At 74.8% G+C, this 13,845-nt stretch carries 15 protein-coding genes; 9 read left to right on the top strand and 6 right to left on the bottom strand.

Annotated features, from left to right (window positions below; genetic code table 11):
- Positions 1-85: 85 nt before the first annotated feature.
- The 8 genes from BM093_RS06330 to BM093_RS06365 all read left to right on the top strand — a co-directional run bounded on the left by BM093_RS06330 (position 86) and on the right by BM093_RS06365 (position 7,948).
- On the top strand, positions 86-1,177 hold the full coding sequence (locus tag BM093_RS06330) for a LuxR C-terminal-related transcriptional regulator (protein ID WP_093338557.1): 1,092 nt from the start codon (positions 86-88) through the stop codon (positions 1,175-1,177).
- 134 nt (positions 1,178-1,311) lie between these two features.
- Positions 1,312-1,713 (top strand): GlcG/HbpS family heme-binding protein, encoded by a 402-nt coding sequence (locus BM093_RS06335; protein ID WP_093338559.1) that lies wholly within the window; start codon positions 1,312-1,314, stop codon positions 1,711-1,713.
- A 134-nt stretch (positions 1,714-1,847) separates the two neighbouring features.
- On the top strand, positions 1,848-2,273 hold the full coding sequence (locus BM093_RS06340) for a diol dehydratase small subunit (protein ID WP_093338562.1): 426 nt from the start codon (positions 1,848-1,850) through the stop codon (positions 2,271-2,273).
- Between the two features lie 4 nt (positions 2,274-2,277).
- Positions 2,278-3,996, top strand: a complete 1,719-nt coding sequence (locus BM093_RS06345; RefSeq protein WP_093338564.1) for a propanediol/glycerol family dehydratase large subunit — start codon at positions 2,278-2,280, stop codon at positions 3,994-3,996.
- A 35-nt stretch (positions 3,997-4,031) separates the two neighbouring features.
- Complete coding sequence (locus BM093_RS06350; RefSeq protein ID WP_093338567.1) at positions 4,032-4,607, top strand: propanediol/glycerol family dehydratase medium subunit; 576 nt, start codon at positions 4,032-4,034, stop codon at positions 4,605-4,607.
- Positions 4,608-4,617: 10 nt separating this feature from the next.
- Positions 4,618-6,501: a diol dehydratase reactivase subunit alpha gene (locus BM093_RS06355; protein WP_143105279.1), complete on the top strand. Its 1,884-nt coding sequence runs from the start codon at positions 4,618-4,620 to the stop codon at positions 6,499-6,501.
- Positions 6,498-7,079, top strand: a complete 582-nt coding sequence (locus BM093_RS37845) for a glycerol dehydratase reactivase beta/small subunit family protein (protein WP_093338570.1) — start codon at positions 6,498-6,500, stop codon at positions 7,077-7,079. Before BM093_RS06355 ends, BM093_RS37845 begins: the two co-directional genes overlap by 4 nt.
- Positions 7,076-7,948 carry a (2Fe-2S)-binding protein gene (locus BM093_RS06365; RefSeq protein WP_143105280.1) on the top strand — a complete coding sequence of 291 codons (873 nt, stop codon included), beginning with the start codon at positions 7,076-7,078 and terminating at the stop codon, positions 7,946-7,948. Before BM093_RS37845 ends, BM093_RS06365 begins: the two co-directional genes overlap by 4 nt.
- On the opposite strand, the gene BM093_RS06370 is transcribed toward BM093_RS06365, so the two are convergent.
- The 3 genes from BM093_RS06370 to lipA form a co-directional block, all read right to left on the bottom strand.
- Complete coding sequence (locus tag BM093_RS06370) at positions 7,864-8,439, bottom strand: TetR/AcrR family transcriptional regulator (protein ID WP_218162681.1); 576 nt, start codon at positions 8,437-8,439, stop codon at positions 7,864-7,866. The two genes, BM093_RS06365 and BM093_RS06370, sit on opposite strands and share 85 nt — an antisense overlap.
- Before the next feature lie 85 nt (positions 8,440-8,524).
- A complete protein-coding gene (locus BM093_RS06375; RefSeq protein ID WP_093338578.1) occupies positions 8,525-9,262 on the bottom strand; it encodes a DUF4191 domain-containing protein in 738 nt (245 codons plus the stop codon).
- A 42-nt stretch (positions 9,263-9,304) separates the two neighbouring features.
- Positions 9,305-10,309 carry a lipoyl synthase gene (gene lipA / locus BM093_RS06380; protein ID WP_093338745.1) on the bottom strand — a complete coding sequence of 335 codons (1,005 nt, stop codon included), beginning with the start codon at positions 10,307-10,309 and terminating at the stop codon, positions 9,305-9,307.
- 37 nt (positions 10,310-10,346) lie between these two features.
- Between lipA and BM093_RS06385 the strand changes: the two genes are divergently transcribed.
- Positions 10,347-11,276 carry an LLM class F420-dependent oxidoreductase gene (locus tag BM093_RS06385; protein ID WP_093338581.1) on the top strand — a complete coding sequence of 310 codons (930 nt, stop codon included), beginning with the start codon at positions 10,347-10,349 and terminating at the stop codon, positions 11,274-11,276.
- Between the two features lie 30 nt (positions 11,277-11,306).
- Here the strand turns inward: BM093_RS06385 and BM093_RS06390 are convergent, their stop codons facing one another.
- From BM093_RS06390 to BM093_RS06400, 3 genes are read right to left on the bottom strand one after another with little or no spacing between them, the layout of a single operon-like run.
- Positions 11,307-11,810 (bottom strand): ArsR/SmtB family transcription factor, encoded by a 504-nt coding sequence (locus BM093_RS06390; RefSeq protein ID WP_093338584.1) that lies wholly within the window; start codon positions 11,808-11,810, stop codon positions 11,307-11,309.
- A 36-nt stretch (positions 11,811-11,846) separates the two neighbouring features.
- Positions 11,847-12,572 (bottom strand): lipoyl(octanoyl) transferase LipB, encoded by a 726-nt coding sequence (gene lipB / locus BM093_RS06395; RefSeq protein ID WP_093338587.1) that lies wholly within the window; start codon positions 12,570-12,572, stop codon positions 11,847-11,849.
- Positions 12,573-12,583: 11 nt separating this feature from the next.
- Entirely contained in the window at positions 12,584-13,843 is a 1,260-nt protein-coding gene (locus BM093_RS06400; protein ID WP_093338590.1) for a protoporphyrinogen/coproporphyrinogen oxidase, read from the bottom strand.
- Positions 13,844-13,845 lie beyond the last annotated feature (2 nt).

Here is a 13,845-nt window from a genome sequence, read left to right on the forward strand (position 1 = left end):
TGGGAACCCTTGTCGGCCCCGGTGCTCCCGCTCTACGTTCAGTGCTCGGACGACTGAGATGCAAGAGGGATGCGGGGAGGACCAGGTGATCCTCGGCCACGCTGCAGCGCAGGACCACGATGGACAGGACGCCGTGCCCGCGGTGCCGCCTGCCGGCATCCACGCCCTCCTCGACGAGCTCGACCGCGCCGAGCGGGCCGTGGCGTCCGGGATCTCGCCGGGCGACGCGCTGCGGCGGGCGCGCATGCTGGCCGAGGAGCTGGCCACGGGGCCGGTCCGCCCGGCCCCGCCGACCCCGCTCCGGCCGGTCCCGGCCGTGCGGGCCGAGCTCGACCGGGCGGTGCGCGCGCTGGGGGCCGGCGGAGGTGTCGTGACGATGGGGACCGAGCGGGTCCTCGCCCCGGACGTCGGGTCCCGGGTGCTCGAGATCGTCCGGTCGGTGCTCGACAACGTCGTGCGGCACTCCGGCGCCGAGACCGTCCGGGTGGGGCTGGCCTTCGACACCGGTGCGGTGCGGCTGCTGGTCGAGGACGACGGCTGTGGTTTCGACCCGGCGGCCGTCACCCACTCCGGGCTGGCCGGTGCCGCCGCGGGCGTGCGGGAGCGGGGCGGCGAGTTCGAGGTCGACAGCACCCCGGGCTGGGGCACCCGGATCCGGGCGCGGTTGCCCGAGCCGCCGCTCGCACCGCCCGGCCCGGCCGCGGTGTCCGATGCGACTGCTGTGTTCGTCCCGGCCGGCGTGCCCGACTCGGCTGCCGCGTCCGGCCCGGCCGATGCACCCGCCACAGAGCCGTTCGCCCCGCTCCCGGCCGATGCCTCGGCTGCCGCCGACCCCGCCGGTGCCGTGGAACGTGAGGCCGCCCGGCTCGGCAGCGCGCTGTCCGGTGGCGCTCTGCCCGGCGGCGCGCCGCCCGGTGACACCCGGTCCCGCAGCGCTCCGCCCGGCAACGCCGGGCCCGGGCGCCCCACCCGTGGCAACGCGGCGCTGACCCTGCGCGAGCGCGAGGTCCGCGCGCTCGTCGAGCAGGGGCTCCCCGACAAGCAGATCGCGAGCCTGCTGCAGATCTCGGTCAAGACGGTGGAGAAGCACGTCGGCGCGATCCTGCGCAAGACCGGTGCCCGCAACCGCACCATGCTCGCCCGCTTCGGCGCCGCCGACGGCGCCGATCGGACCTGACCGGAGGGCGTGGGGGTAGGGACAGCCCTCATACCGGTGCCGTCGTCACCCTCCTAGCGTCGGGTGGTGCCCCGGGAGGTGCCCGGGCCGCACGACGCCTGCCGGTTGTCGAAGCCCGACGAGGAGTGACGCGGATGGACCGTCTGACCCTGCAGGACGCCGAGAAGGCACTCGCCGCCGGGCTCGCCAAGGCCACCGAGATCGGCCAGCCGATGAACGTGGCGGTCGTCGACGACGGCGGTCACCTGCTCGCGTTCGCCCGTCAGGACGGCGCCATCCGGGCCAGCATCGACATCGCCCAGCGCAAGGCGCGGACGTCGATCATGATGAACGCACCGACCGCGGCGCTCGGTCCGCTGGTCCAGCCCGGTGCCGAGCTCTACGGCCTCGAGCACACCTCCGGCGGGCTCGTCACCTTCGGCGGCGGCATCCCCGTCCACCGCGACGGCGAGCTGGTCGGTGCGGTCGGGGTCAGCGCCGGCTCGGTCGAGCAGGACGTCCTCGTCGCCGAGGCCGCCGTCGCGGCCCTCGCCTGACACGTCACCCCGGCACGCGACCCGTCCTGCCACTGCCGGCACCGCCACTTCCGGCACCGCCACTTCCGGCACCGCCACTTCCGGCACCGCCACTTCCGGCACCGCCGGCCCCTCCCGACACACCGAGGAGACCGATGACCACCACGCTCGGCCCCGCCGACTACCCGCTGTCGGTACGACGCCCGGACCTGCTGCGGACCCCGACCGGAACGCCGCTGTCCGACGTGACGATGGCGGCGGTCGTCGCCGGGGACATCACGAACGAGGATCTGCGGGTCAGCCCGGAGACCCTGCAGATGCAGGGTGAGATCTCCGACGCGGTCGGGCGCCGCCAGCTGGCCGAGAACATGCGCCGGGCCGCCGAGCTCACCGCGGTGCCCGACGAGGAGGTGCTCGCGATCTACAACGCGCTGCGCCCGCGGGCGTCGTCGAGGCAGCGCCTCACCGAGATCGCCGAGCGGCTCGAGTCGGTCCACGCCGCCCCGCTCTGCGCCGCCCTGGTCCGTGAGTCCGCCGAGGTCTACGAGGCCCGTGACCTGCTCGCCCCCGAAGGAGAGTGAGGAGATGACCAGCACGCTGCCGTCGTCGGGCGCCGCGGCCGGCCCCCGCACCTCCAAGCGCACCGAGATGCTCGAGTCCCGGCCGGTCAACCTCGACGGGTTCGTCGAGGAGTGGCCGGAGAAGGGCCTCGTCGCGATGGAGAGCGACTTCGACCCGGCCCCGAGCATCCGGGTGGAGAACGGGGTGATCGTCGAGCTCGACGGCCGTCCCCGTGCCGAGTTCGACTTCATGGACACCTTCATCGCCGACCACGCGATCGACGTGGACGTGGCCGAGCGGGCCAACGCCGTCCCGTCCGACGAGATCGCCCGGATGCTGGTGAACCCGACCGTCGGTCGGGGGGAGGTCCTCGACCTCACCCGCGGGCTGACCCCGGCGAAGCTGCTCGACGTCGTCAAGCTGATGAATGTCGTCGAGATCATGATGGCGATGCAGAAGATGCGGGCCCGCCGCATGCCCGCCAACCAGGCGCACTCGACCAGCGCCCGGGACAACCCGATCCAGGTCGCCGCGGACGCCGCCGAGGGCGCGCTGCGCGGCTTCGCGGAGCTGGAGACCACGCTCGGCGTCCTGCGCTACGCCCCGCTGGTCGCGATCGGCCTGCAGATCGGTGCCCAGGCCGGGCGCGGCGGAGTGATCACCCAGTGCGCGCTCGAGGAGGCCACCGAGCTCGACCTCGGCATGCGCGGCATCACCGGCTACGCCGAGACGATCTCGGTGTACGGCACCGAGTCGGTGTTCGTCGACGGGGACGACACCCCGTGGTCCAAGGCGTTCCTGGCCAGTGCCTACGCCTCGCGCGGGATCAAGATGCGCTTCACCTCCGGCACCGGCTCCGAGGTGCAGATGGGCAACGCCGAGGGCCGCTCCATGCTGTACCTGGAGATCCGCTGCATCCTGATGGCCAAGGGCGCGGGTGTGCAGGGCCTGCAGAACGGGTCGATCAGCTGCATCGGCGTGCCGGGGGCGGTGCCCGGCGGGATCCGCGCGGTCGCCGCGGAGAACCTGGTCTGCAACATGCTCGACCTGGAGTGCGCGGCAGGCAACGACCAGTCGTTCTCGCACTCGGCGATGCGCCGGACCAGCCGGCTGATGCCGCAGATGCTGCCCGGCCAGGACCTCGTGTGCTCCGGGTTCTCGGCCGTGCCGAACTCGGACAACATGTTCGCCGGGTCCAACCTGGACGTCGAGGACTACGACGACTGGAACACCGTCCAGCGCGACCTGCAGGTCGACGGCGGCCTGCGGCACGTCCGGAGCGAGGAGATCCTCGCCGTGCGGAACCGGGCGGCCCGCGCGCTGCAGGCGGTGTTCGCCGAGCTCGACCTGCCGCGGATCACCGACGACGAGGTCGAGGCCGCCACCTACGCCGACTCCAGCGCCGACTACCCGCTGCGCGAGGTCCTGGAGGACCTCAAGGGTGCCCAGTCGGTGATGGACCGCGGGGTCACCGGCCTGGACCTGGTGAAGATCCTGGAGCGGACCGGATTCTCCGACATCGCCGAGAACTACCTGCAGGTCCTGCGCCAGCGGGTGTCCGGGGACCTGCTGCAGACCTCGGCGATCCTCGACGCCGACTTCGTCCCGCAGGCGGCGATCAACGACGCCAACGACTACGCCGGGCCCGGCACCGGCTACCGGCTGACCGGCGAGCGCTGGGCCGAGCTCAAGCGGCTGCGGCACGTGACCAGCGCGGAGAACCCGGAGGAGGAGGTCTCGTGAGCACCCCCGTCCACGCGACCGCAGGAGGAGCAGCGATGACCGGTCCCACCACGGCGTCCCTGCGCGAGGTCGGTCCGGCCGCGCGCGGCACCCGCCCCGACGAGGTCGTGATCGCCGTGTCCCCGGCGTTCGCTGACTTCTTCACCCGCACGATCGTCGACGTGCCGCACGCCGAGGTGCTGCGCCAGGTGATGGCCGGTGTCGAGGAACAGGGCGTGACCTCGAGGCTGATCCGGGTCTGGGACACCGCCGACCTCGCGGCCATCGCGCACACCGGCGCGAAGCTGTCCGGGTCGGGGATCTGCGTGGGGCTGTTGTCCCGGGGCACCACGATGATCCACCAGAAGGACCTCGCCCGGCTGTCCAACCTCGAGCTGTTCCCGCAGTCCCCGCTGCTCGACGCCGCGGTGTTCCGGGGGATCGGCGCCAACGCCGCCCAGTACGCGAAGGGGGAGTCGCCGGAGCCGGTCCCGACCCGCAACGACCAGATGGCCCGGCCGCGGTGGCAGGCCAAGGCGGCGCTGCTGCACCTGAAGGAGTTCGACCGGATCCGGGCCGGTGTGAAGCCGGTCGAGGTGGTGCTCGAGTCCGCACCGAGCCTCGCGGGCTGAGGGGAGCAGGGTGGACGACGGTTCCCGGCTGGTCGTGGGCGTGGACATCGGCAACTCGACGACCGAGGCGTGCGTCGCCGCGGTCGACGCCGCCGGCCGGGTGCAGCGCCTGGGCAGCGCCCTGACCCGCACCACCGGGGTGAAGGGCACTCCCGACAACACCGACGGGGCCGTCACCGCCGTCCGCCGGGCCCTGGAGGGGGCCCGGCGGGACCCGGCCGGTCTCGACCTCGTGCTGCTCAACGAGGCCACGCCGGTGATCAGCGGGCTGGCCATGGAGACGATCACCGAGACGATCATCACCGAGTCCACGATGATCGGGCACAACCCGTCGACGCCGGGCGGGGGCGGGCTCGGTGCCGGGACGACGGTCCCGATCGACGACCTCGTCGGCGACGCGCCCGTCCCGGGCGGCCCGTCGATCGTCGTCGTGCCGCGCGGGTGGGACTTCGACCGGGTCGCCGCCGTGCTCAACGACGCCGTCGGGCGCGGGCTGGAACTGGTCGCGGCCGTGCTCGCGCACGACGACGCGGTGCTGGTCGCCAACCGGCTCACCGGGGAGCCGGCCGGGGGCGCGATCCCGATCGTGGACGAGGTCGGCGCGGTCGAGCGCGTGCCGCTGGGGATGGCGGCCGCGGTCGAGGTCGCCGCACCGGGCCGCACGATCCGGACGCTGTCGGACTCCTACGGCCTGGCGAGCGTGTTCGGGCTGGACCCGGACCAGACCCGCCAGGTCGCCCCGGTGGCCCGGGCGCTGACCGGGAACCGGTCCGCGGTCGTCGTCCGGACCCCGAGCGGGGACGTCTCCGACCGCCGGGTCCCGGTCGGGGAGCTGGTGCTCACCGGTGCCGGCAAGACCCTGCGGGTCGACGTCGACGCCGGCGCCGAGGCGATCATGGACCTGCTCGGCCGGGTGCAGCCCCTCGAGGACGCCACCGGCGAGCCCGGAACCCATGTCGGCGGGATGCTGGCCCAGGTCCGCGACACGATGACCGACGTGACCGGGCAGCCGGCCGCGGAGATCCGGATCCGGGACGTGCTGGCCATCGACACGTTCGTCCCGCGCGAGGTGCGGGGCGGGCTGGCCGGGGAGGTCGCGCTGGAGAACGCCGTCGCGCTCGCCGCGATGGTGCGCACCAGCCGCAGCCGGATGCAGGTGGTCGCCGACCGCGTCGCCGGCGCGCTGCACTGCTCGGCGCGGATCGGTGGGGTGGAGGGGGAGATGGCCGTGCGCGGCGCGCTGACCACGCCGGGCACCGACCGGCCGATCGCGGTGCTCGACATGGGCGGCGGTTCCACCGACGCGGCCCTGCTCACCGCCGACGGCGCGTGCACCGCCGTGCACGTGGCCGGGGCGGGGGAGCTGGTCACCAAGCTGATCGACTCCGAGCTGGCGCTCGACGACCGCGACACCGCCGAGCAGGTCAAGTGGTACCCGCTGGCCAAGGTGGAGAGCTTCTTCCACGTCCGGCACGAGGACGGCACGGTGCAGTTCTTCACCGAGCCGCTGCCCGCGCACGTGTTCGCGCGGGTCGTGGTGATGACCCCGGACGGGCCGGTGCCGGTGCCCACCCGGCACCCGGTCGACCACGTCCGGCGGGTCCGGCGGGAGGCCAAGCGGCGGGTGTTCGTCGTGAACGCGCTGCGGGCGCTGCGCCAGGTCGCGCCGGGCGGGTCGTTGCGGATGCTGGAGTTCGTCGTGCTGCTGGGCGGGTCGGCGCTGGACTTCGAGATCCCGGAGATGATCGCCGACGCGCTGGCCGGGCACGGGATCGTCTGCGGGACGGGCAACGTGCACGGCACCGAGGGCCCGCGCAACGCCGTCGCGTCCGGTCTCGTCGACGCCTGGGCCACCGAGCCTGCCGGGGAGCAGGCCGGGGAGCTCGCATCATGACCGGGCCGGCCCGCCACGGCGGTACGCCGGAGCGGCCGTCGATCGTCGTCCGGCACCATCCGGACGCACCGGTCGCGGTGCTGCGCGAGGTGCTGGCCGGGGCGGAGGAGGAGGGGGTCCCGGTCCTCGCCTGGCCGGACCCGACCGCCGGAGCCGGCCCGCCCGGCGACGGCGGAGCGGTCGCGCTCGCCCACCGCGCCGCCCGCCGGTCCCCGCTGGACACCGGTGTCGGCATCGACGTCGACGGGGCCGTCGCGGTGCACCACGCGAAGCTGCCGCCGCGCGGGCCCGCGTTCGTCGAACCCGCGCCGGCCGCCGCTGTGCCGGCCGGGCCCGCCCCACCCGCTGCCGTGTCGACCGGGCCCGCTCCACCCGCGGCGGTGTCCGCCGAGCCCGCCCCACCCGTCGCCGTGCCGGACGAACCCGCCCCACCAGCTGCGGTATCGACCGGGGCCACCTCCTCCGCCGCCGTGCCGGACGTCCCCACCCCGCCCGGCCGGCGGGCCGGCGCCGCGGCGGCCCGGATCGTCACCGGGCTGCCGCTGCCGCTCGACGGGCCGGGCCGGTGCGGGCCGTGAACACCGGGCACCGGGCCGCACCCGGCCTGCCCGTGCTCGACGAGCTCGCCGCCGTCGGCCCGTTCTTCGAGGTGCGTGAGCCGGCCGCCGAACGCGCGGCCGGTTACCCGGTGCGGCCGTTCGCCGCGGTACTGGACCCGCGGGCACTGGTCGGCCGGGTCGAACGCACCCGGGTCGCGCTCGGTGCCGAGCCGCCGCTGGGCCGCCGGATCGCGGCGTCGATCGCGCTGCAGGCGATGGCGGCGAAGGTGCTGTCCGGGCCGCTGGCGGCCCTCGCGCTACGCGGTGCCGTGCTCGACGTCCGCCCGGAGACGCTCTGGTGGTCGACGACACCGGCCGGTGAGGTGATCGCGCTCGACCCGCTGCGGATCACCGTCGCCGACCCGCCGGACGCCCGGCTGCTCGACCCCGTGGTCGAGCAGGTGCTGGCCCCGCTCGTCGACGCCGTCCGGGCCCGGTTCACCGTGTCCGCGGCGGTGCTGTGGGGCAACGTCGCCTCCTCGGTGGCGGGGGCGAAACGGGTGCTCGACATCCAGCGCCCGGACGCCGCAGGCCCGGTCGCGACGGTTGCGGCCGGTCTGCTGGACCACCCGTGGCTGGCCGCGACCGGGGAGCGGCACCCGCCGGACCTGCCGGACCGGGGATGGACGTTCCGCCGCCGCTCCTGCTGTCTGTACTACCGGGTGCCCGGCGGCAGCGTGTGCGCCGACTGCGTGCTGCAGGACCCACCGCCCCCTGAACGCCGGGCCCGTGCCGGTGGCGGTGGCGCCGGCGCGGGCCCGGATCATGCTGCGGCGGCGAGCTCGAGCAGCCGGTCCACCAGCCGGCGCGGGTCGGCCGCCCCCGCAGGGCGTCCGAACAGGGCGTAGAAGTACAGCGGCGCCAGGACGAGCTCGACCAGCTCGTCGAGGGTGGGTGCGGCCTCGCCACGGTCCCGGGCCCGGTCGAGCATCTCCTGCAGCTGCCGGCTCCGCTGCGCGAGCACCCCGGACAGGGCGGGCGTGCCCGCACCACCGGTGTCGACCATCGCCGCCCGCAGGATCAGCACCCGGAACGGCCCGGTGAGGCCGCGGGCGACGCCGGCGGCGTAGGCGTCGAGGTCGCCGCGCAGCGTCCCGGTGTCCGGCAGGGGAGCGGCGCGGGTGAGGTGCTCGGCGACGACGTCGTCGAGCAGGGCCGGCACGGTGCGCCACCGCCGGTACAGCGTCGCCTGGTGCACCCCGGACCGTTCGGCGACCGCCGGGAGGCTCAGCTCCTCCCAGCTCTGCTCGGCCAGCAGGGCGATCACGGCCTCGTGCACGGCGTTCCGGACGCGGGCGGTGCGCCCGCCCGGGCGCTGCATCGTCGGTCGTTCGGTCACCCCGGCAGCGTAACGCGAAAGTACACGCGATAGCGTCGGCTGCCGGAGCGCGGGGCCGGAACCGGACGGACCGCCGCCCGACCGGTCAGCGGCGGCGGACCGTGCGCTGGACGCTGCGCATCTTCGCGCCCTGCGGCAGCGGCCCCTTCGGCATCGCCGCCGCCCGGCTGCCCAGCGCGTTCAGCTTGCTCTCCAGCGAGTCCATCTCCGCGGCGGAGATGTTGCGGGGCAGCTTCATCAGGTGCCGCTGCAGGCTCTTCAGCGGGACCTGGCCCTCCTCGTTCCCGATGATCACGTCGTAGATCGGGGTGGTGCCGGCGACCCGCGCGGTGCGCTTCTTCTCCTGGCCGAGCAGGTTCTTCACCCGGTGCGGGGCGCCCTCGGCGACGAAGATGATCCCGGGCCGCCCGATGACCCGGTGCACCGCGTCGAGGTGCGTGGTCCCCGCCACGCCCTGCGTGACCCGCCACTGCCCGCGCATGTTGTCCAGCGCCCAGCCCGCGGCGCCCGGCTGGCCCTCGGCCTTGAGGTAGACCGACTTCTGCACGCGGCGCCCGAAGATGCTGAACGCCGCCAGACCGCCGATGAGCACGCCGAACGGGACGAAGAACCACGTCATCCCGAAGAACCAGCCGATGAGCGTGAGCAGCGCGATCGAACCGACGAAGACGCCGATCATGATCGGGAGGAGCTTCTTGTCCTCCTTGCGCTGCATCTGGAACGCCTGCCAGATCTGCTGGCGACGCTGCTTCGACGCGGCCTTCTTCTGGGCCTTGAGCGCCTTGCGCTCTTCGGGCGTGGGCTTGCGGGGCTTGCCGGGCATGGGTCCAGCCTACTTCTGGGCGATGATCGACGGTGCGGCGACTCAGCTCCGGGCGAGCAGGGAGCTGGCCTCCTGGGCGGCCGGGCCGGATTCGGTCAGGTGCGCCAGGTCGGGGTGCAGTTCCTCCCCGCGGTGCGCGACGGTCTGGGCGTAGAGCCGGCCGGCCCGGTACGACGAGCGCACCAGCGGCCCGGCCATCACGCCGGCGAACCCGATCTGTTCGGCGGCGCGCGAGTGCTCGACGAACTCCTCGGGCTTGACCCAGCGCTCCACCGGGTGGTGGCGCTTGGTCGGACGCAGGTACTGGGTGATCGTGATGATCTCGCAGCCGGCCTCGTGCAGGTCGTGCAGCGCGGAGGTGACCTCGTCCGGGGTCTCGCCCATGCCGAGGATCAGGTTCGACTTGGTGACCAGGCCCTGCGCGCGGGCCTTGGTGAGGACCTCGAGCGAGCGCTCGTAGCGGAACGCGGGCCGGATCCGCTTGAAGATCCGCGGGACGGTCTCCAGGTTGTGCGCGAGCACCTCGGGCCGGGCGTCGAAGACCGGACCGAGCTGGTCGTCCCGGGAGTTGAAGTCCGGGATCAGCAGCTCGACGCCGGTGCCCGGGTTCATCTCGTGGATCTTGCGGACGGTCTCGGCGTAGAGCCAGGAGCCGCCGTCGTCGAGGTCGTCGCGGGCGACGCCGGTGACGGTGGAGTAGCGCAGGCCCATCTGCCGCACCGACTCCGCGACCCGGCGGGGCTCGTCGACGTCGAGGTCGGCGGGCCGGCCCGTGTCGATCTGGCAGAAGTCACAGCGACGGGTGCACTGCTCACCACCGATCAGGAACGTCGCCTCGCGGTCCTCCCAGCACTCGTAGATGTTGGGACAACCGGCCTCCTCGCACACCGTGTGCAGCCCGCCCGAGCGGACGAGCCCCTTGAGCTCGGTGTACTGCGGACCGGTCCGGGCGCGGGTGCGGATCCAGGACGGCTTGCGCTCGATCGGGGTCTCGCTGTTACGGACCTCGAGACGGAGCAGTTTGCGGCCTTCTGGTGCGACGGTCACGGCGTCCACCCTACGCGCGACGCTACGGTGCCCGGCTGTGGACTTCCGGATCTTCACCGAGCCCCAGCAGGGCGCCTCCTACACCGATCTGCTCCGTGTCGCGCGGACCGCACAGGACGCCGGGTACGACGGCTTCTTCCGGTCCGACCACTGGCTGGCGATGGGCGACGGCACGGGCCTGCCCGGGCCGACCGACGCCTGGGTGACCCTGGCCGCGCTGGGCCGCGAGACCGAGCGGATCCGGCTGGGCACGCTGGTCACCAGCGCGACGTTCCGGCTGCCCGGCCCGCTGGCCGTCGCCGTCGCGCAGGCCGACGAGATGTCCGGCGGCCGGATCGAGCTCGGCCTGGGGACCGGCTGGTTCGAGGCCGAGCACACCGCCTACGGGGTGCCGTTCCCGCCGCTCGGTGAGCGCTTCGCGCGCCTGACCGAGCAGCTCGAGATCCTCACCGGGATGTGGGCCACAGCGCCCGGCGAGCGGTTCACCCACCGCGGCACGCACTACGAGCTCGTCGACTCGCCGGCGCTGCCGCGGCCCGTGCAGGACGCCCCGCCGGTGATCGTCGGGGGCATGGGGCGGCGCCGCACCCCGGCGCTGGCGGCCCGCTTCGCGTCCGAGTTCAACGTGCCGTTCCAGCAGCCCGACGCCGTCGCCGAGCAGTTCGGCCGGGTCGGCGAGGCCTGCCGGGCGGCCGGGCGCGACCCGGCGGAGCTGACGTACTCGGTGGCGCAGATGCTGTGCCTGGGCCGCGACGACGCCGCGGTCGCCCGCCGTGCCGCCGCCGTCGGCCGCGACGTGGACGACGTCCGCGCGAACTGCCTGGCCGGCACCCCGGAGCAGGTCGTCGACCAGCTCGGCCGCTGGTCCGAGCGGACCGGCGCGACCCGGTTCTACCTGCAGGTGCTCGACCTGGCCGATCTCGACCACCTCGAGGAGTTCGCCGCGACGGTGGCGCCCCGGCTGTAGCCGCCCCGGGCCGGCGCTCGCAGCGCCGCCCTACCGGGCGGGGGTGGTGCCGAGCTGGCCGGCGATGTCGGCCGCGGCGGTGAGCAGCACCAGCGCTGGCACGACGGCGCGCGGCGCGATCCGGTAGCTGCCGCGGCCGTCCTGCTCGACGATCCCGGCGTGGGTCAGCGCCCGCAGGTGGTGGTAGAGCTGCCCGGTCGAGGCCAGCTCGGCGACCTCGGTGAGCTCGGCGGTGGTCCGCGGGCCGTGCAGCAGCCCGCGCACGATCCGCACGCGGACCGGGTGCCCGAGCGCGGCGAGCACTCCGGTGCGGGGCTCGTCGTCCAGCGCGAGCGCGGCACCGGCGTCGTAGGAGATGGTCCAGCTGATCGGGCCGTGCAGGTCCACCTCGCCCGAGTAGTGGACGGTCCCGGCGCCGGAGGCCGCGGTACCCCCCGTTCCGCGGCCCCCGGCCCCGGGATGACCGGCGTGCTCCTCCAGCGCGGCGACCCGGCGTTCCAGATCGGACAGGCGGCGGTCGGCGTCCTCGGTCACGGGGGCGATACTACGGAACTACGGAAGAGCGGGCGATCAGCCCAGGCCGGACATCAGGTCGACCATCCGGGCCACCCGGTGCTCGGCGACCGGCAGCCGCCCCTCGAGGGCGTCGAGCACGGCCGCGGTGACCGCGTCGGTGACGTCGTCGATCGTGACCTCGTGACCGAGCTCGGTGCTCAGCGTGGTGACGCCGGCGTCGGCGATCCCGCACGGCACGATCTTGCCGAAGTCGCCCATGTCGGCGTTGCAGTTGATGGCGAACCCGTGCTGGGTGATCCCGCCCTGGATCCGCACCCCGATCGCGGCGATCTTGCGCTCCGGGGTGAATCCCTCGGCGGGCAGCCAGACCCCGGACCGTCCCTCGATCCGGCCCGCCCGCTCGAGGCCGAGCTCGTGGCAGACCCGGATCAGGGCCTCCTCCAGCCGGCGCACGTAGTCGACGACGTCCATCGGCGCGTCCAGCAGGACGATCGGGTAGCCGACCAGCTGGCCCGGCCCGTGCCAGGTGATCCGGCCACCGCGGTCGACGTCGATCACCGGGGTGCCGTCGGTCGGCCGGTCCTCGGGCTGGGTGCGCCGCCCGGCGGTGTAGACGGGCGGGTGCTCCAGCAGCATCACGACGTCCGGGCCGCTGCCGTCGGCGCGGGCGGCGGCGTGGGCACGCTGGGTGTCCCACGCGGCCTGGTACTCGACGCGGCCCAGCCGGTCCACCCGGACGGCGTCGGTCGCGGCACGGCAGCTCACATGCGGGGCGGGCATGACACCGGAGCCTACGCCGCACCCAGCCGGGCCAGGACGGCCTGCGCCGCACGCCGGCCGCTGACCAGCGCCCCCTGGGTGGACGGGGTGTCGCGGTGGTCGCCGGCGACGAAGAGGCCCGCGCCCAGGTCGACGTCGCGCCGCAGCGGGCGCCCCGGCTCCAGCAACGGCAGCGCCTCGTCGACCTGGGCGGTGTGCAGGTGCGCCCAGTCGCAGGTGGGCACGCCCCAGATCCGGGCGGGCTCGCGGCGCACGACCGGCTCGTCGACGCCGGTGGCCGACGGGGTCCCGACGATCGAGGACGCGACCAGGGCCCGGCCGTCGGCCGAGTAGCCGGGGGCGGCCGCGGTCAGCACGCTGGTGTTGACCACCGGGCCGCCGGTGCCGTCGAGGTGCAGCAACGGCTCCGCGGTGGGTGGCAGCGCAGGGACGTGGAAGAACGTCGTGAGCGCGTTCATCCGCGGCTCGGCCACACCGGGCAGCAGCGCGGCGGCGGTGCGCGGGTCGGCCGCGACGACCACGGCGCGGGCCGGCAGCGTCCCGTCGTCGGTGTCCACCGACGGGGCGGGCCCGCCGTGCACGGCGTGCACCCGCACCCCGAGCGAGACCGTGCCGTCCGGCAACGCCGCGGCCAGCCGCCGGGGGAGCGCCTCGATGCCGTCGTCGGGCACGACGATCCGGCCGAGCGCGAAGCTGCGCCACACCAGCCGGACGAACGCGGCCGAGGTCTCCAGCGCCGCCTCGCCCAGCACCCCGGACAGGAACGGCCGCAGGAACCGGTCGGTCACCGCCCCGCCCAGCCCGGCCGCATCGAGGTCGTCGGCCGCGGAGCGGTCGGCCAGCCCGGCGGTCCGTCCCGGCGGGGAGGCCAGCACCGCCGCGGTCCAGGCGGCCAGCCGGGCCTTGTCGACCGGCCCGAGCAGGTCGTCGACGGCGGTGCCGAGCGCCGAGGCCGGCCGGCGCAGCGGGTTGACGAAGCGGTGCAGCTCGCCGTCGCCGGCCCGGACCGCCGCGCCCGGCGCGAACGCGCGCGCCCCGAGGGAGTCGAGTCCGTGCGGGGCCAGCGCTGCCCGCAGCGCCGGGTAGGAGGAGTTGAGGACCTGGAAGCCCCGGTCGCAGCGGAAGCCGTCGATGACGTCGGTCGCCATCCGGCCACCGACCCGGTCGGCGGCCTCGAGCACCCGCACCGCCAGCCCTCGCCGGTGCAGGACGGTCGCCGCCCGCAGCCCGGCGAGCCCGGCCCCGACGACCAGCACGTCCGGGGTGCTCACGC

Origin of the sequence: Pseudonocardia ammonioxydans (genome assembly GCF_900115005.1) — a bacterium.
GTDB lineage: Bacteria > Actinomycetota > Actinomycetes > Mycobacteriales > Pseudonocardiaceae > Pseudonocardia > Pseudonocardia ammonioxydans.